The sequence below is a fragment of the Pseudomonas maioricensis genome, from assembly GCF_022790535.1.
GTDB lineage: Bacteria > Pseudomonadota > Gammaproteobacteria > Pseudomonadales > Pseudomonadaceae > Aquipseudomonas > Aquipseudomonas maioricensis.
The window spans coordinates 420,969-437,900 of sequence record NZ_LOHG01000002.1; the positions used below are offsets into that span (position 1 = coordinate 420,969).

At 55.3% G+C, this 16,932-nt stretch carries 16 protein-coding genes; 9 read left to right on the forward strand and 7 right to left on the reverse strand.

Going from position 1 to position 16,932, the window contains the following annotated elements:
- The first annotated feature begins 163 nt into the window (after positions 1–163).
- Entirely contained in the window at positions 164–1,537 is a 1,374-nt protein-coding gene (gene trkA / locus AUC61_RS04595; RefSeq protein WP_243244665.1) for a Trk system potassium transporter TrkA, read from the forward strand.
- Between the two features lie 104 nt (positions 1,538–1,641).
- On the opposite strand, the gene AUC61_RS04600 is transcribed toward trkA, so the two are convergent.
- Both AUC61_RS04600 and AUC61_RS04605 read right to left on the reverse strand, forming a co-directional pair.
- On the reverse strand, positions 1,642–2,529 hold the full coding sequence (locus AUC61_RS04600; protein WP_243244666.1) for a lysophospholipid acyltransferase: 888 nt from the start codon (positions 2,527–2,529) through the stop codon (positions 1,642–1,644).
- A gap of 38 nt (positions 2,530–2,567) precedes the next feature.
- Positions 2,568–3,119: a DNA-3-methyladenine glycosylase I gene (locus AUC61_RS04605; protein ID WP_243244668.1), complete on the reverse strand. Its 552-nt coding sequence runs from the start codon at positions 3,117–3,119 to the stop codon at positions 2,568–2,570.
- A gap of 80 nt (positions 3,120–3,199) precedes the next feature.
- Between AUC61_RS04605 and glyQ the strand changes: the two genes are divergently transcribed.
- Genes glyQ through AUC61_RS04625 form a run of 4 tightly spaced genes read left to right on the forward strand, consistent with a single transcriptional unit; the run spans position 3,200 to position 7,587 of the window.
- On the forward strand, positions 3,200–4,153 hold the full coding sequence (glyQ, locus tag AUC61_RS04610) for a glycine--tRNA ligase subunit alpha (RefSeq protein WP_020292021.1): 954 nt from the start codon (positions 3,200–3,202) through the stop codon (positions 4,151–4,153).
- Positions 4,150–6,204 carry a glycine--tRNA ligase subunit beta gene (glyS, locus tag AUC61_RS04615; RefSeq protein ID WP_243244670.1) on the forward strand — a complete coding sequence of 685 codons (2,055 nt, stop codon included), beginning with the start codon at positions 4,150–4,152 and terminating at the stop codon, positions 6,202–6,204. Before glyQ ends, glyS begins: the two co-directional genes overlap by 4 nt.
- A gap of 14 nt (positions 6,205–6,218) precedes the next feature.
- Positions 6,219–6,770, forward strand: coding sequence for a D-glycero-beta-D-manno-heptose 1,7-bisphosphate 7-phosphatase (gene gmhB / locus AUC61_RS04620; RefSeq protein ID WP_243244671.1), 552 nt, complete (start codon positions 6,219–6,221; stop codon positions 6,768–6,770).
- 46 nt (positions 6,771–6,816) lie between these two features.
- On the forward strand, positions 6,817–7,587 hold the full coding sequence (locus tag AUC61_RS04625; RefSeq protein ID WP_243244789.1) for a lysophospholipid acyltransferase family protein: 771 nt from the start codon (positions 6,817–6,819) through the stop codon (positions 7,585–7,587).
- A 199-nt stretch (positions 7,588–7,786) separates the two neighbouring features.
- Here AUC61_RS04625 and AUC61_RS04630 read toward each other — a convergent pair whose 3' ends face one another.
- Positions 7,787–8,623 carry a helix-turn-helix domain-containing protein gene (locus AUC61_RS04630; RefSeq protein WP_243244672.1) on the reverse strand — a complete coding sequence of 279 codons (837 nt, stop codon included), beginning with the start codon at positions 8,621–8,623 and terminating at the stop codon, positions 7,787–7,789.
- A gap of 118 nt (positions 8,624–8,741) precedes the next feature.
- On the opposite strand from AUC61_RS04630, the gene AUC61_RS04635 reads away from it, so the two are divergent.
- A complete protein-coding gene (locus AUC61_RS04635) occupies positions 8,742–9,092 on the forward strand; it encodes a DUF2834 domain-containing protein (protein ID WP_243244673.1) in 351 nt (116 codons plus the stop codon).
- 259 nt (positions 9,093–9,351) lie between these two features.
- Here AUC61_RS04635 and gyrB read toward each other — a convergent pair whose 3' ends face one another.
- From gyrB to dnaA, 4 genes are read right to left on the reverse strand one after another with little or no spacing between them, the layout of a single operon-like run.
- The gene (gyrB, locus tag AUC61_RS04640; RefSeq protein ID WP_027901575.1) at positions 9,352–11,769 is read right to left on the reverse strand and encodes a DNA topoisomerase (ATP-hydrolyzing) subunit B; all 2,418 of its coding nucleotides are present in this window, start codon (positions 11,767–11,769) and stop codon (positions 9,352–9,354) included.
- Positions 11,770–11,773: 4 nt separating this feature from the next.
- Positions 11,774–12,877, reverse strand: coding sequence for a DNA replication/repair protein RecF (recF, locus tag AUC61_RS04645; RefSeq protein ID WP_243244674.1), 1,104 nt, complete (start codon positions 12,875–12,877; stop codon positions 11,774–11,776).
- A 20-nt stretch (positions 12,878–12,897) separates the two neighbouring features.
- Positions 12,898–14,001 (reverse strand): DNA polymerase III subunit beta, encoded by a 1,104-nt coding sequence (dnaN, locus tag AUC61_RS04650; RefSeq protein WP_243244676.1) that lies wholly within the window; start codon positions 13,999–14,001, stop codon positions 12,898–12,900.
- A 38-nt stretch (positions 14,002–14,039) separates the two neighbouring features.
- Positions 14,040–15,554 carry a chromosomal replication initiator protein DnaA gene (gene dnaA / locus AUC61_RS04655; protein ID WP_243244678.1) on the reverse strand — a complete coding sequence of 505 codons (1,515 nt, stop codon included), beginning with the start codon at positions 15,552–15,554 and terminating at the stop codon, positions 14,040–14,042.
- A 585-nt stretch (positions 15,555–16,139) separates the two neighbouring features.
- Between dnaA and rpmH the strand changes: the two genes are divergently transcribed.
- The 3 genes from rpmH to yidD are packed head-to-tail and all read left to right on the forward strand — an operon-like array spanning position 16,140 to position 16,930.
- Positions 16,140–16,274 carry a 50S ribosomal protein L34 gene (gene rpmH / locus AUC61_RS04660; RefSeq protein WP_003213577.1) on the forward strand — a complete coding sequence of 45 codons (135 nt, stop codon included), beginning with the start codon at positions 16,140–16,142 and terminating at the stop codon, positions 16,272–16,274.
- Between the two features lie 16 nt (positions 16,275–16,290).
- Positions 16,291–16,692: a ribonuclease P protein component gene (gene rnpA / locus AUC61_RS04665; RefSeq protein ID WP_027901579.1), complete on the forward strand. Its 402-nt coding sequence runs from the start codon at positions 16,291–16,293 to the stop codon at positions 16,690–16,692.
- On the forward strand, positions 16,685–16,930 hold the full coding sequence (gene yidD, locus AUC61_RS04670; protein WP_027901580.1) for a membrane protein insertion efficiency factor YidD: 246 nt from the start codon (positions 16,685–16,687) through the stop codon (positions 16,928–16,930). The genes rnpA and yidD overlap by 8 nt, the downstream gene beginning before the upstream one ends.
- Positions 16,931–16,932 lie beyond the last annotated feature (2 nt).

Here is a 16,932-nt window from a genome sequence, read left to right on the forward strand (position 1 = left end):
AAACTCTTGTGGGAGCTGGGCTTGCCCGCGATGAACGATGGCGCATATTTGAAGAAAGACCGTAGCGCCTTTATCGTCGGAATGCCGCCCAGACCAAGCCCGGCTCACACAGGTTTTTACGCAATTCCATAGATTTGCTTATGCCGCTTCAAGGAGCAACTGATTGAAAATCATCATCCTCGGCGCAGGGCAGGTTGGCGGGACGCTGGCTGAACACCTCGCCAGCGAAGCCAACGACATTACCGTGGTCGACACCGATGGCGACCGGCTGCGTGATCTGGGCGATCGTCTGGATATCCGTACGGTGCAGGGCCGTGGCTCGTTCCCGACCGTACTCCGTCAGGCCGGTGCCGACGACGCTGACATGCTGGTGGCGGTCACCAACAGCGACGAAACCAACATGGTTGCCTGCCAGGTGGCCTACACGCTATTCCACACTCCGACCAAGATCGCCCGTGTTCGGGAAGCGGCTTATCTGACACGCGCAGGCCTGTTCGACAACGATGCCATCCCCGTCGACGTGCTGATCAGCCCGGAACAGGTCGTTACCAACTACATCAAGCGCCTGATCGAATACCCAGGCTCGCTGCAAGTCATCGACTTCGCAGGCGGCAAAGCACAGCTGGTGGCGGTGAAGGCCTATTACGGCGGCCCGCTGGTCGGTCAGCAACTGCGCCAGTTGCGTGAACACATGCCCAATGTCGACATGCGTGTGGCGGCCATCTTCCGACGTGACCGGCCAATCCTGCCGCAAGGCGATACTGTCATCGAAGCGGACGATGAAGTGTTCTTCATCGCCGCCAAGGCGGACATTCGAGCGGTCATGAGTGAGATGCGCCGCCTGGACGAGAACTACAAACGCATTGTCATCGCGGGCGGCGGGCATATCGGTGAGCGGCTGGCGGAAGCCATCGAAAGCCGTTATCAGGTCAAGATCATCGAGATGAACCCGGCGCGCTGCCGACACCTGTCCGAGTCGCTGAACAGCACTGTCGTGCTGCAGGGCAGCGCTTCGGATCGCGATCTGTTGCTTGAAGAGAACATCGCCAACACCGACCTCTTCCTGGCCCTGACCAACGACGACGAAGCCAACATCATGTCGTCGTTGCTGGCCAAGCGCATGGGCGCGCGCAAGGTGATGACCATCATCAACAACCCGGCCTATGTGGATTTGGTGCAGGGCGGCGAAATCGATATCGCGGTCAGCCCGCAACTGGCAACCATCGGCACCTTGCTGGCCCACGTGCGACGCGGCGATATCGTCAGCGTGCACTCACTGCGTCGCGGTGCAGCCGAGGCCATTGAGGTGGTTGCTCACGGCGATACCAAGTCCAGCAAGGTGATCGGCAAGGCCATCAAAGACATCGCTCTGCCGTCGGGCACCACGATCGGAGCCATCATTCGGGCCGACGAAGTACTCATCGCCCACGACGCCACTGTGATCGAAACCGGTGACCACGTGATCATGTTCCTTGTGGATAAAAAGTACATCCGCGATGTGGAGCGGTTGTTTCAGGTGGGGTTGAGCTTTTTTTAAGCGGGTACGTGGTTTCCTTGTAGGAGCTGCCGAAGGCTGCGAAGCGTGTTTCATGACACACCGCATTCGCAGCCTTCGGCAGCTCCTACAAAGGCCAATTCAACTCAATACCAGCGAGCCTCTCCGGCAGGGCGTTTCTTGAAGCGCTTCATGGTCCACATGTATTGGCTCGGATAGGCCCGTACATATTTCTCCACCACCTGGCTCATGGCTGCTGCCGAGGTTGCGGTGTCGGTGCTGTACATGGCTTCAGGTGCAGCCTCCAGAACCACTTTATAACCCGAGCCGTCCGGCAGGCGCATGGCATGCAGGAACACGCCGACTGCTTTACCACCGGCCAGCATGTTGGGCACAAACTTGCTAGTCAGGGCTGTAGTGGCGAAAAACGGCACGAATATGCCTGCCGATTCAGCCGGCTCAGGATCAGCAGGAATACCCACCGAGCCGCCTTTGCGCACTTCCTTGATGACGCTGAGGATGCCTTCCTTGGTGGACGCCGCAACGCGGTTACCCAGTTGCACGCGCTGTTTGCGCAGCAGGTCATCGACCGCTTTGAGTTTGGGCGGGCGATAGAAAATGATCGGTTTGCACTGGCTGCAGTAGAAGTGGTTCAACACTTCCCAGTTGCCGAGGTGACTGGTAATGCCAACGACTCCCTTGCCGGACGCCAAGGCATCCTTGAGCACGTCGAGGCCTTCCACTTCGCGCACCAGATCGATTGACTTCTGAGCAGGCCAGATCCAGGCGCAGGCGCTTTCGGTAAGGGTCTTGCCGATGTCCATCAAGCTACGACCGACGAGACGCTCGCGCTCGGCAGGGTCCATTTCCGGAAAGCATTTGGCCAGGTTGATGCGCGCTACCTCACGAGAGCGGTTCGGCAGTTTCCACATCAGCCAGCCGATACCCGCACCGGCCCACTGCACAACGCGCCAGGGCAACAAGGCAAACAGTCGCAATGCACCCACCATGAGGGCACCTTTAAACTTTTCCACAGATCACTCCCCAAAACTCAAGGCGGCCATTGTACCCATCAGCGAGCCAAAACCGCGTATCGATCACAGTCCACGGTGTGGTCCATGACCATGCCGCTCGATTGCATGTAGGCGTAACAGATGGTCGGGCCAACAAAGGTAAAGCCTGCTTTCTTCAGCGCTTTGCTCATGGCCTCGGCCTCGGGCGTGATGGCCGGGACTTCGCTGCGGTCCTTGCGATGGTTGACCTTCTGTTCACCGCCAACGAACGACCAGAGAAATTCGACAGGGTTGTCCAGCTTCAGCCAGGCCTGCGCATTGCGCCGGGCGGCATTGAGCTTGAGACGATTGCGAATGATGCCCGGCTCCTGCATCAGGACCTCGATTTCATCGTCAGTCATGGCGGCGACTCGATGCACATCAAAATCGAACATGACCTCCCGGTAACGCGCACGCTTTTTCAAAACGGTGATCCATGACAGACCGGCCTGGAACCCTTCGAGCAAAAGCAACTCGAAGAGCTTCTGCGCATCGCGCAACGGCACGCCCCACTCCTGATCGTGATAATCGATGTAAATCGGCTCTTCGTTGCACCAATAGCAGCGTGGCATAGGGCTTCCAAGGGTGGAGGTGCTGCTGAATCGGGTATACTCCCGCTCTTTAAATCGCAGCCCCAGTACAGGTGAATTTCGTGAGCCAGCCTACGCCAGCCGTGCGTACCTTCCAAGACTTGATCCTCGCCCTCCAGCAATACTGGGCCGAGCAAGGTTGTGTGGTACTTCAGCCCTACGATATGGAAGTAGGCGCCGGCACTTTCCACACTGCCACGTTTCTGCGCGCCGTAGGCCCGGAAACCTGGAACGCAGCCTACGTGCAACCAAGCCGCCGTCCTACTGACGGCCGATACGGTGAAAACCCGAACCGCCTGCAGCACTACTACCAGTTTCAGGTAGTCCTCAAGCCGAACCCGGACAACTTCCAGGAGCTGTATCTGGGCTCGCTGAAGCACGTTGGTCTGGACCCATTGGTCCATGACGTTCGTTTCGTTGAAGACAACTGGGAATCGCCGACTCTCGGCGCCTGGGGTCTGGGCTGGGAAATCTGGCTCAACGGCATGGAAGTGTCGCAGTTCACTTACTTCCAGCAGGCGGGCGGCATAGAGTGCTACCCGGTAACCGGTGAGATCACCTACGGTCTGGAACGTCTGGCGATGTACCTGCAGAACGTCGACTCCGTCTATGACCTTGTCTGGGCCGACGGTCCATTCGGCCGCGTGACTTACGGCGATGTATTCCACCAGAACGAAGTGGAGCAATCGACCTACAACTTCGAGCACGCCAACGTCGACAAGCTGTTCGAACTGTTCGACTTTTACGAGAGCGAAGCCAAGCGCCTGATCGAACTGGATCAGCCACTGCCGCTGCCAAGTTACGAAATGGTCCTGAAGGCATCCCACACCTTCAACCTGCTGGACGCCCGCCGCGCTATTTCGGTAACTGCTCGTCAGCAGTACATCCTGCGTGTTCGTACTCTGGCTCGTTCGGTTGCCCAGGCTTATCTGATGGCACGCGCCAAGCTGGGCTTCCCAATGGCTCCACCTGATTTACGTGATGAAGTGCTGGCTAAGCTGGAGGCGCAACAATGAGTGCTCAAGATTTCCTGGTTGAACTGGGCACCGAAGAGCTGCCGCCAAAAGCACTCAACACTTTGGCTGACGCCTTCCTGGCTGGTATCGAAAAAGGCCTGCAATCTGCTGGCCTGACTTACAGCGCCAAGCAGGTTTATGGCGCACCGCGTCGTCTGGCTGTATTGATCACGGGTCTCTCGACGCAACAGCCTGATCGCAGCATCAACCTTGACGGTCCTCCGCGTCAGGCGGCTTTCGATGCTGAAGGCAACCCGACTCAGGCAGCCCTGGGTTTTGCCAAGAAGTGCGGCGTAGATCTGAGCGAAATCGACCAGAGCGGTCCCAAGCTGCGCTACAGCCAGAGCATTGCTGGCAAGCCAACCGCGAGCCTGCTGCCGACCATCGTTGAAGACTCCCTGAACGACCTGCCGATTCCCAAGCGCATGCGCTGGGGCGCTCGCAAGGAAGAGTTCGTGCGTCCAACCCAGTGGCTGGTCATGCTGTTCGGCGACCAAGTCATCGACTGCACAATCCTGGCTCAGACTGCTGGCCGTGACTCCCGCGGTCATCGCTTCCACCATCCGGAAAGCGTACGCATCACTTCACCTGCCAGCTACCTGAGCGACTTGCGCAACGCGTATGTATTGGCTGACTTCAACGAACGTCGTCAACTGATCACCAAACGCGTCGACGAACTCGCAACCCAGCACGAAGGCACTGCCATTGTGCCGCCGAGCCTGCTGGACGAAGTGACTTCGCTGGTCGAGTGGCCGGTTCCACTGGTGTGCTCGTTTGAAGAGCGCTTCCTGGAAGTGCCGCAAGAAGCACTGATCACCACCATGCAGGACAACCAGAAGTATTTCTGCCTGCTGGACGCTGAGGGCAAGTTGCTGCCGCGCTTCATCACCGTGGCCAACATCGAAAGCAAAGACCCGCAGCAGATCGTACTGGGTAACGAGAAAGTGGTTCGCCCACGTCTGACTGACGCCGAGTTCTTCTTCAAGCAGGACAAGAAGCAGAAGCTGGAAACCTTCAACCAGCGTTTGCAGAACGTCGTGTTCCAGGCTCAACTGGGCAGTGTTTTCGACAAGGCTGAACGTGTATCCAAACTTGCTGCATTCATCGCCCCGCGCATCGGTGGCGATGCTCAACGCGCGGCCCGTGCCGGTCTGTTGTCCAAGTGCGACCTGGCCACCGAGATGGTCGGTGAATTCCCTGAAATGCAGGGTATCGCCGGTTATTACTACGCCAAGGCTGACGGCGAGACTGACGACGTAGCCCTGGCGCTGAACGAGCAGTACATGCCGCGCGGTGCTGGCGCTGAACTGCCAACGACATTGACCGGTTCGGCAGTGGCCATCGCTGACAAGCTGGACACACTGGTCGGCATCTTCGGCATCGGCATGCTGCCAACCGGCAGTAAAGACCCGTACGCATTGCGTCGTGCCGCGCTGGGCATACTGCGCATTCTGATCGAGAAGCAACTGGACCTGGATTTGATCGAGACTGTGAAGTTTGCAGTAAGTCAGTTCGGCGCCAAGGTCAAAGCTGCCGGTCTGTCCGAACAGGTACTGGAGTTCATCTTCGACCGCCTGCGTGCGCGTTACGAAGACGAAGGCGTCGAAGTGGCGGTTTATCTGTCGGTTCGTGCCCTGCAACCAGGCTCGGCGCTGGATTTCGATCAGCGTGTTCAAGCCGTTCAGGCGTTCCGCAAACTGCCGGAAGCGGCAGCGTTGGCCGCTGTGAACAAGCGCGTATCGAATCTGTTGAGCAAAGCTGAAGGCAATATCGCTCAGACCGTCGAGCCCAAGTACTTCGATAACGCTAACGAGTTCTCGCTGTATTCGGCGATCAAGCAAGCGGATCAGGATGTTCAGCCAATGGCTGCAGCGCGCCAGTACAGCGAAACCCTCGCGCGTCTGGCAGCCCTTCGTGAGCCGGTTGACGCGTTCTTCGAAGCCGTGATGGTTAATGCCGAGGATGCCAGCGTGCGTGCCAACCGCTACGCGCTGCTGGCGCGTCTGCGTGGCCTGTTCCTGGGTGTCGCTGACATCTCGTTGCTGGGCTGAGGAAGGGGCGTACCGTGAAGTTGCTGATCCTCGATCGGGATGGAGTTATCAATCATGACTCCGACGCTTACATTAAGTCGGTGGCGGAGTGGATTCCAATTCCCGGATCGATTGAGGCCATTGCGCAACTGAGCAAAGCGGGCTGGACGGTTGCAGTAGCAACCAACCAGTCCGGCATCGCCCGAGGTTATTACGATCTGGCCACTCTGGACGCCATGCACGCACGTTTGCGTGAGTTAGTAGCGCAGCAGGGTGGCCAGGTTGGTTTGATTGTCTATTGCCCACATGGGCCCGATGAGGGATGCGATTGCCGCAAACCGAAACCGGGCATGTTGCAAACCATCGCCCGACACTACCAGACGGAGCTGGCGGGAACATGGTTTGTGGGCGACAGCAGTAGTGACCTAAAGGCCGCACTGGCCGTCGATTCACAACCGGTTCTGGTGAAGACCGGTAAAGGTGAGAAAACACTGGCCGGTTCGCTACCCGCCAATACGTTGGTTTTTGACGATCTAGCGGCGGTTGCCGCAGAACTTATCCACAATAGCGCGCCGCAAAACAACTAGCGGTACGCTTGATGAACGGGCTTTCGCCCGCATGGTAAAAGCAACTATGTCGATCATCCAGGCAATCAGGACTTTTCTCTTTTACCTGTTGCTAGGCACCAGCTCTCTGCTGTGGTGCACGTTAAGCTTCTTTATCGCCCCGTTCCTGCCATTCAAGGCTCGCTACCGCTTCATTAATGTCTACTGGTGCCGATGCGCAATCTGGTTGACGCGCGTGTTCCTGAACATCCGCGTTGAAGTGACTGGCGCGGAAAATGTTCCTCAAACACCTTGCGTGATCATCTCCAATCACCAGAGCACGTGGGAAACGTTCTTCCTGTCACAGTACTTCTCGCCACTGAGCCAAGTGCTCAAGCGTGAGCTTCTGTATGTCCCGTTCTTTGGCTGGGCGATGGCGATGCTGCGTCCTATCGCGATTGATCGTGACAACCCCAAAGCTGCCCTCAAGCAAATTGCCAAGAAGGGCGACGAGTTGCTCAAGGACGGCGTCTGGGTGCTGATCTTTCCAGAGGGCACCCGCGTCCCGTTTGGCCAGGTAGGCAAGTTCTCGCGCGGTGGCACTGCGTTGGCAGTCAACGCAAACCTGCCTGTACTGCCTATCGCACACAACGCTGGCAAGTACTGGCCAAAGGAAGGCTGGGCGAAAAAGCCGGGCACTATTCAGGTCGTGATCGGTGAACCGATGTACGCAGAAGGCGAGGGCCCACGCGCTATCGCTGCCCTGAATGATCGCGTTCAAACCTGGAACGAAGACACTCAGAAAGCTTTGGGCTCAATTGCTGCACCGACCTCGAGCAATGAAGAAGTCCTGATTTGAGTTTTGTGGATAACCTGTGCACTGTTTTTGAATTTTTCGTAAAAATCGGCGGCAAACCCTTGGATTCACTGCTTATTTCCGATGCTCATTAAAGAGCCAAAAACGTGCATAAGTTTTTATGAGCTTCTAGAACCGACCTCTTGGGGTCGGTTTTTTTATGGCTGGAATTTATGCGAATCCTGTATGCGCATGAATAACCCTATGACTGTTTAGTGTCGCCTTCAGGTAATCCGGCTTTCAATTTTTCGTAAGCTTGGGTCATGACGTTCCAGGTTTTCGTGTCAGCAGGAATCAGATGCTCGATACGCAACAACTCCATGGTGACGTCTAGCGGCATACCGAATGTTGTAAACGTGGACATGAATTTCAATTCACCCTGCCTTGAGTTGAGTCGTGTGAATAATAGCGGGGGTGGTTCATTGGTTAGCGCTGATGAGCCGCTTGGTACTGGCAGACCTTTCAGGAGACCTGCCAGCTTGAGGTTACTCAAGCTCTCTCTTGCAGCTCTTTGCCAGGCCACCAACCTGATCTCCTCAACGTTGATTAAATGGTCGCCTAACCCGCCAGGCTGCAATAGGGTTTCGAGCAGATTAAGTCCATTAGCTGCAGCGGCATCAAGGCCTACCAGATCAAACAAAACTCCGGCGCTTACATTCGCAGCCAACACATCCCACTCACTACCCATGACAATCGCCGGGGCGGGATTGTTGGCGTGAAGTAGATGAGTAATAGCTTCGCGAACCGCCTCCATACTCGGCGAGGTGAGGGGAGTAGCCTCGTAACGGGGCGCATAACCGGCTGCGAGAAACACTCTATTGCAATGCTCTAAAGGCGCTTCGAGTGCCGTTAGCAGGTTATGCAAAGTAGAAGGGCTCGGTCTGGCCCGCCCTGTCTCAATGCAACTGAGGTGGCGCTGAGACACGCCAGAAATCAAAGCCAGATCAAGTTGGCTCAATTTGGCCTGACGGCGCAATTGCCGTAACTGCGCACCGGCATCAACTGCGGGCGTGGATCGAAGAAAAGGTAGGGGCTTCATTCATCGACTCTAACGGCGGGAGTTCAGTGAGTCCATGACCTGTGAGGTCATTGATCCTTTCAGGAAAATATCACTAACTTAGCTGGAAGGCTCATTGCTGATTACTCAAGGAAGACTAATGAACAAACCCTACCTCGCATTGGCAGCTCTGGTGGTTTTCTCGCTCTATACGGCGGGCACCATATGGCTGTCCGAGCAATCACTGGTCAGCTTTGGTATTGAGCTCCTATCCAGTCCAGACACTGCACAGGTGGTCATTGACCTCTACTTGCTCGGTTTCCTTGCTTGCGTCTGGATGTATCGGGATGCACGCGCAAGAGGTCATTCCACCGTATCTCTCCTGCCTTATTTTTTAATAACAGCGTTGTTCCTGTCGATCGGCCCATTGCTTTACATCGTGATCAATGGCTTCAGCAGAGCATCGGCAGATATGGTTGATCATGGGAAAGGATCCGACAAGGTGGGTTGAGGGGAGGGCAGACGACGAGCTCATCGGCTTGCAGGCCTAACGCTAGCGAACAAGTTCCCTCCTACAGATGGAGCATCTGAGCCCCTGGAATAGTGGCTTTGGATCAACCGGAGCTTCGACTCAGTTCTGTTCCACGTGGAACATATATCATCTGCAGGACTTTAGCAGTGCTTCTCGAAATCAGCGCTGTGGAATGTTGCTTTAAAAAAAACCCCGGCTCAATGGCCGGGGTTTTAGTTTGCTATATAACGCGGACGTTTTAGAAGTCCAAGTTAGACACTGCCAAAGCGTTGCTCTCGATGAAGTCACGGCGAGGTTCTACCGCGTCACCCATCAAGGTATTGAAGATCTGGTCTGCACCGATAGCGTCTTCAATGGTGACCTTGAGCATCCGGCGAACCGATGGGTCCATTGTGGTTTCCCACAACTGATCGGGGTTCATTTCGCCCAGACCTTTGTACCGCTGGATGGTGTGACGCTTGGTGCTTTCAGCCATCAACCAGGCCAGGGCTTCTTTGAACTCGGTGACTTGCTTCTTGCGCTCGCCACGTTGAACGTAAGCGCCTTCTTCCAGCAGCGTGCTGATCTGCAAGCCAAGAGCGGTTACGGTCTTGTAGTCGTTACTGCCGAAGAAATCACGGTTGAAGGTCACGTAGTTGGACAGGCCGTGGGAGATCAGTTCAACCTCCGGCAGCCATACATTACGTTCGCGATCTTCACGCAGGCTGGCTTTGTAAACCAGACCCGACTTCTCACCAACACGCAGACGGGCGTCAAACAGCGCTAGCCAGGCTTGCATGCCTTCGTGGTCAGACAGCTGCTCAAGAGTCACAGGAGGCAGGTAAACGAAGTGCTCGGTGAGCTCCTGAGGATACAAGCGCGATAGGCGCTTGAGGGTCTTCATCACCATGCGGAAATCGTTGACCAGACGCTCCAGCGATTCGCCGGAAATACCAGGTGCAGACTCGTTCAGGTGCAGGCTTGCGTCTTCAAGAGCAGACTGGGTCATGTACTCTTCCATGGCCTCGTCGTCTTTGATGTACTGCTCTTGCTTACCCTTCTTGACCTTGTACAGCGGCGGCTGAGCGATGTAGATATAGCCACGCTCGATCAGTTCTGGCAGCTGACGGAAGAAGAAGGTTAGCAACAGTGTACGGATGTGAGAACCGTCGACGTCAGCATCGGTCATGATGATGATGTTGTGATAACGCAGCTTGTCGATGTTGTACTCATCGCGGCCAATGCCACAGCCCAGCGCGGTGATCAACGTACCTACTTCTTGCGACGAGATCATCTTGTCGAAACGTGCTTTCTCGACGTTAAGGATCTTACCTTTGAGTGGCAGGATCGCTTGGGTTTTACGGTTACGCCCCTGCTTGGCTGAACCGCCAGCAGAGTCACCTTCCACGAGGTACAGTTCGGAAAGGGCAGGGTCTTTTTCCTGACAGTCAGCAAGCTTGCCCGGCAGGCCTGCGATATCCAGAGCGCCCTTACGACGAGTCATTTCACGAGCTTTACGAGCGGCTTCACGCGCGCGCGCAGCGTCGATCATCTTGCCTACAACAGCCTTGGCTTCGTTCGGGTTTTCCAGCAGGAAGTCAGAGAAGTATTTACCCATCTCTTGCTCTACTGCGGTTTTAACCTCGGAAGAAACCAGCTTGTCTTTGGTCTGCGAGCTGAACTTCGGATCCGGTACTTTCACCGAAATAATCGCGGTCAAACCTTCGCGCGCATCATCACCGGTGGTCGCGACCTTGTGCTTCTTGGCCAGACCTTCCTGCTCAATGTAAGCGTTAAGGTTACGCGTCAACGCCGAGCGGAAACCCACCAGGTGAGTACCGCCATCGCGTTGCGGAATGTTGTTGGTAAAGCACAACAGGTTTTCGTTGAAGCTGTCGTTCCACTGCAAAGCGATCTCGACGCCAATGCCGTCGTCGCGCTGAATGTTGAAGTGGAACACTTGGTTGACCGCAGTCTTGTTGGTGTTCAGGTATTCAACGAAAGCACGTAAACCGCCTTCATACTTGAACAGTTCTTCCTTGCCGCTGCGCTCATCTCGAAGGACGATGCCAACACCGGAGTTCAGGAAGGACAGCTCACGAATCCGCTTGGCCAGAATGTCCCAGCTAAAGTGGATGTTCTTGAAGGTTTCAGCGGAAGGCTTGAAGTGGATCTCGGTGCCAGTTGTGTCGCTGTCACCCACAATACGCATCGGCTCCTGTGGAACACCGTGAACGTATGTTTGCTCCCAGATCTTGCCGCTACGACGCACAGTCAGCAGCAGCAATTCGGACAAGGCGTTAACTACAGAAACACCCACACCATGCAGGCCGCCGGATACTTTGTAGGAGTTGTCGTCGAACTTACCGCCAGCGTGGAGCACGGTCATGATGACCTCTGCTGCCGACACGCCTTCTTCTTTGTGCACGTCTACCGGAATACCGCGACCATTGTCACGGACAGTGATGGATTCGTCCGGGTGAATGGTGATAGTGATGTCGTCGCAATGGCCGGCCAGTGCTTCGTCGATCGAGTTATCAACAACCTCAAACACCATGTGGTGTAGACCGCTGCCATCGTCAGTGTCACCGATGTACATTCCGGGACGCTTGCGTACGGCATCTAGTCCTTTCAGTACCTTGATACTGGAGGAGTCGTACGTTTGGTTTTCGCTCATGCAATCACTCCCGATGATCGTGGGTCTGGGTGATACGGCCTTGTTCCACGTGGAACAAAGCGACTGGCGTTTCCGTTTGCCAGCCGTCCCTCAATAATTCGTGGTCTACACAGGTGATAAAAACCTGGCAGCGTAAGTCTTCAAGCAAGCGGCAAAGCGCACGGCGATGCTGGTCATCCAGTTCAGACGGTAAATCGTCAACCAGGTAAATACATTGGCCACGACGAGCCTGGCTAACGAGATGCCCTTGAGCAATACGCAGTGCGCACACCACCAGTTTCTGCTGACCACGCGACAAGATATCTGCCGCATTATGCGCGCCTAATCTAAGTCGCAAATCAGCTCGCTGCGGTCCAGCTTGCGTATGGCCCATCTGTTGATCGCGATGGAGGGAAGAGGCGAGCACAGTGCTCAAGTCTTTTTCCTTATCCCATCCACGGTAGTAACTCAGGGTCAAACCTTCGAGTTCGACCAGCTCACTTAGAGTCTGCTCGAAGACGGGCTTTAACGCCTTGATGTATGACCGCCGATACTCATCAATTTCATCGCTGGCCAGGCACAGCTCCCGGTCCCATGCAGCTTGCGAAGCGCCGTCAAGTGTACCATGCCGAAGCCACGAGTTACGTTGCTTGAGGGCCTTCTGGAGGCGCTGCCAAGTGGCCATAAAACGAGGTTCCACGTGGAACACTCCCCAGTCCAGAAACTGCCGACGAATCTTCGGCGCACCTTCCAGCAATCGGAAACTGTCTGGGTTGATAAGCTGCAGGGGCAGAGTTTCAGCAAGTTGCGCAGCGCTACGAGCGTTCTGACCATCTATGCGTATTTGAAAATCCCCCTGACGATCACGGGAAACACCCAGATTGCTATGCCCACCTTCAATCAGATCGACCTGACCAAAAACCGTGCAAGCGGGTTGCTCATACTGGATAACCGGGAGCAGTCGAGCACTACGGAATGAACGCGCGAGGCCAAGCAAATGGATGGCTTCCAGCACGCTGGTTTTGCCACTGCCATTGGCGCCGTGAAGGATATTGATACGGGGAGAGGGGGAGAAGGTCACCGGGTGCAGATTGCGCACCCCGGTGACCGAGACGCGACTAAGAGACATCTAGCTTCTGCTGAACATGGTTACAGGCGCATCGGCATGACTACATAGGCAGAGTCGTCGTTATCCGATTCCTGTACCAGCGCGCTGCTGTTGGAATCAGACAGAATCAAACGAACTTGCTCGGTAGTCATCACGCCCAGCACGTCGAGCAAGTAGCTGACGTTAAAACCGATCTCCAGCGAAGCGCCGTTATAGTCGACGCTGATTTCTTCTTCCGCTTCTTCCTGCTCAGGGTTGTTCGCCTGGATTTTCAGCTGACCGCTGGCCAGTTGCAGGCGAATACCACGGTACTTCTCGTTGGACAGAATTGCCGTGCGGCTGAACGCTTCACGCAATGCCTGGCGATCGCCCAATACAAGCTTGTCGCCACCTTTGGGCAACACACGCTCGTAGTCCGGGAATTTACCGTCAACCAGCTTGGAAGTGAAAGTGAACTCACCAGTGGTTGCACGAATGTGATGCTGGCCCAGAACAATACTGACGATGCCATCCTGCTCAGTCAGCAGGCGCGCCATTTCCAGAATACCTTTGCGCGGCACGATGACCTGATGACGGTCAGCTTGTTCGATATCTGCAGTCATCGAGCACATCGCCAAACGGTGACCATCGGTAGCGACAGCGCGAAGAATGCCGGCGCTGACTTCAAGCAACATGCCGTTGAGGTAATAACGAACGTCTTGTTGCGCCATAGCAAAGCTGGTGCGCTCGATCAAACGGCGCAGTTTGCTTTGTACCAGGTTAAAGGTCAGCGAGCCTGGACCTTCTTCAACAGTAGGGAAATCATTGGCTGGCAATGTCGACAGAGTGAAGCGACTGCGACCGGCCTTGACGACCAGCTTTGCATCATCGACTTTGATGTCGATCAGCACATCGTTAGGCAGGCTTTTGCAGATATCCATCAGCTTGCGGGCAGGAACAGTGATTTCGCCTGGCTCGGCAGGTTCTTCCAGCTGAACACGGCCGACGAGCTCGACCTCAAGGTCTGTACCGGTCAACGAGAGCTGCTGCCCTTCGACAACCAGCAGCACGTTGGATAGCACCGGCAGGGTCTGGCGGCGTTCAACAACGCCGGCGACCAATTGCAGGGGTTTCAACAGGGCTTCGCGTTGAATGGTGAAATGCATGGTCTAGTCCCTTGCCTTAATAAGCTGCGCTGATGTCATCAAGTGGTCAGTGTACGCAGCAGGTTCTTGTAGTCCTCGCGAATATCCGCGTCGGATTCCTTCAATTCATTAATCTTGCGGCAGGCGTGTAGCACAGTAGTGTGGTCTCGCCCGCCAAACACATCGCCAATTTCCGGCAGACTGTGGTTAGTCAGTTCCTTCGACAATGCCATCGCCACCTGACGCGGCCGGGCTACAGATCGGGAACGACGCTTGGACAACAGGTCGGAAATCTTGATCTTGTAATACTCGGCGACAGTGCGCTGGATGTTATCCACACTCACCAGCTTGTCCTGCAGTGCCAACAGGTCCTTCAACGACTCGCGAATCAACTCGATAGTGATATCACGACCCATGAAGTGCGAGTGAGCGATAACACGCTTGAGCGCACCTTCAAGTTCGCGAACGTTTGAGCGGATACGCTGTGCGATGAAGAACGCGGCGTCGTGAGGCAGATCAACTTTCGCCTGATCCGCTTTCTTCATCAGAATCGCGACACGGGTTTCCAGCTCAGGTGGCTCAACAGCCACTGTCAGACCCCAGCCGAATCGCGACTTCAGACGCTCTTCGAGTCCCTCAATTTCTTTCGGATAACGGTCGCTGGTCAGAATGACCTGCTGACCGCCTTCGAGCAGAGCATTGAAGGTGTGGAAAAACTCTTCCTGAGAACGCTCTTTACGCGCAAAGAACTGAATGTCATCGATCAGCAACGCGTCCACAGAACGATAAAAACGCTTGAACTCGTTGATCGCATTCAACTGCAGCGCTTTGACCATGTCTGCCACGAAACGCTCCGAATGCAGATACACGACCTTGGCGTTCGGGTTTTTCTTGAGAAGATGGTTACCCACAGCGTGCATCAAGTGAGTTTTACCCAAACCCACACCGCCATAAAGGAAGAGCGGGTTGTAGCCATGCTTGGGGTTATCCGCCACTTGCCAGGCCGCGGCACGCGCCAGTTGGTTGGACTTACCCTCGACGAAATTCTCGAAAGTAAACGTACGATTCAGGTAGCTGGTGTGTTTAAGCGCACCTTCTACCTGGACCGTACGCTGCTCGGCACGAGCAGGTGCTTGTTGAGAACTCGCACCAGCCATCGGATCGAAGCTGTCTCGAGAGGGTTCGTCGTTAACCTGTAATGATTGTACCGGGGCAGGAGTAGCCACTTGAGCAGGTGCAGGCGCCTGATTCACAGGCTGGCTGGCCGCCATTGCTTGCGAAGCCGCCGCAGCCAATGGCGCATTCGGTGCCGCACGAGGAGCGGAGCTGCGCTTGCTGCCTATTAATAAGGAAAGCGCAGGTGCCAGCCCTTGACCGTGCTCACCGAGCAGTTCAAGCAAACGGCTCAAATACTTTTCGTTGACCCAATCGAGAACGAAACGGTTTGGTGCATAGACACGCAACTCGTCGCCTTCGGCTTCAACCTGTAGCGGACGGATCCAGGTGTTGAATTGCTGGGCAGGCAGCTCATCGCGCAAAAGCTCTACGCATTGCTGCCAAAGTTCCAATGACACGGACATCCCCTAGGTTAAAAGCCGGTGAGGCAAAAACAGCCGCCATTGTACCGACCGCGGCGGTACTTATCCACATGTAGGTGGCCTGCTGGCCGGGATAAATCCGGATTTTACCTCCAATCGAGCCGACCAGTGGCATGTGCATAAGGTCTGTGGATAACCCTCCCTCAGCTCATTGCATAACCCAGGCTTAAAATCTGTGGATAAACGCCCTGTGGATAAAACGGCATTCCACACACAGGTTTTCCGACAGCGCAGCACAGGCAGAGCACGGCTTCTCGACAGTGTTGTCATTCTCTGTACACGTTGATTATAAAGGCCTGCATCTAGTTATCCACAGACGATGGCTTACGCTACTTTAATAAGCTCTATAAAGAAGCTTTAAATACTTCTCTTCTTTTATTTCTATATCTGGGTACGGAACAGAACCAGGCTTTCAGGTGAAAGTGATCAAAAAGCCGTTACATAACTAAATGAAGGAAACGTTGGTTGGAAATTGACCTAGAGGCTTGCTTTCTCTAGAATCCCCGGTCTCTTAAAACGGGGGCCATTCCGGCCCGTTGTGGACGAACCAGGTAACACGCCATGAAACGTACTTTCCAACCAAGCACTATCAAACGCGCTCGCACTCACGGCTTCCGTGCTCGCATGGCCACCAAGAACGGCCGTGCCGTCCTGTCGCGTCGCCGCGCCAAAGGTCGTGCGCGTCTGGCAGTTTGATAATCCGGCACTGGAGGTGAGTCAGGACTTCAGTCGGGAAAAGCGTTTGCTTACTCCCCGGCATTTCAAGGCAGTCTTTGACTCCCCTACCGGCAAGGTTCCGGGGAAAAATCTCCTGCTCCTTGCGCGCAACAACGACCTTGATCATCCCCGCCTGGGGCTGGTTATCGGTAAAAAGAGCGTCAAACTCTCCGTTGAGCGCAACCGTTTGAAACGCCTGATGCGCGAATCATTTCGCCACCACCAAGACAATTTGGTCGGCTGGGATATCGTGATTGTCGCGCGTAAAGGCTTGGGTGACGTAGAAAGCCCCGAACTGATTCAGCATTTTGGCAAGCTATGGAAACGCCTGGCGCGCAGTCGGCCGGTTCCAGAAGCAAAAACCGAAACTGCAGGGGTAGATAGTACCGATGCGTAAACTGGCACTCGTTCCGATCCAGTTCTATCGCTATGCCATTAGCCCGCTGATGGCCAGCCACTGTCGTTTCTACCCCAGTTGCTCCTGCTACGCGTATGAAGCCATTGAAAATCATGGCCTTCTGCGCGGTGGCTGGCTGACCTTTCGTCGATTAGGTCGCTGTCATCCGTGGAATCCCGGTGGTTATGACCCGGTTCCGCCTGTCCCTACCTCCCGTTCTTCTTCGATGGCCGAGTAATC

Coding starts and splice junctions, on each gene's coding strand:
- AUC61_RS04605 (WP_243244668.1), bottom strand. CDS start 3,119: ATGCCACGCTGCTATTGGTGCAACGAAGAGCCGATTTACATCGATTAT.
- glyS (WP_243244670.1), top strand. CDS start 4,150: ATGAGTGCTCAAGATTTCCTGGTTGAACTGGGCACCGAAGAGCTGCCG.
- AUC61_RS04625 (WP_243244789.1), top strand. CDS start 6,817: ATGTCGATCATCCAGGCAATCAGGACTTTTCTCTTTTACCTGTTGCTA.
- AUC61_RS04630 (WP_243244672.1), bottom strand. CDS start 8,623: ATGAAGCCCCTACCTTTTCTTCGATCCACGCCCGCAGTTGATGCCGGT.
- AUC61_RS04635 (WP_243244673.1), top strand. CDS start 8,742: ATGAACAAACCCTACCTCGCATTGGCAGCTCTGGTGGTTTTCTCGCTC.
- gyrB (WP_027901575.1), bottom strand. CDS start 11,769: ATGAGCGAAAACCAAACGTACGACTCCTCCAGTATCAAGGTACTGAAA.
- recF (WP_243244674.1), bottom strand. CDS start 12,877: ATGTCTCTTAGTCGCGTCTCGGTCACCGGGGTGCGCAATCTGCACCCG.
- dnaN (WP_243244676.1), bottom strand. CDS start 14,001: ATGCATTTCACCATTCAACGCGAAGCCCTGTTGAAACCCCTGCAATTG.
- rpmH (WP_003213577.1), top strand. CDS start 16,140: ATGAAACGTACTTTCCAACCAAGCACTATCAAACGCGCTCGCACTCAC.
- yidD (WP_027901580.1), top strand. CDS start 16,685: ATGCGTAAACTGGCACTCGTTCCGATCCAGTTCTATCGCTATGCCATT.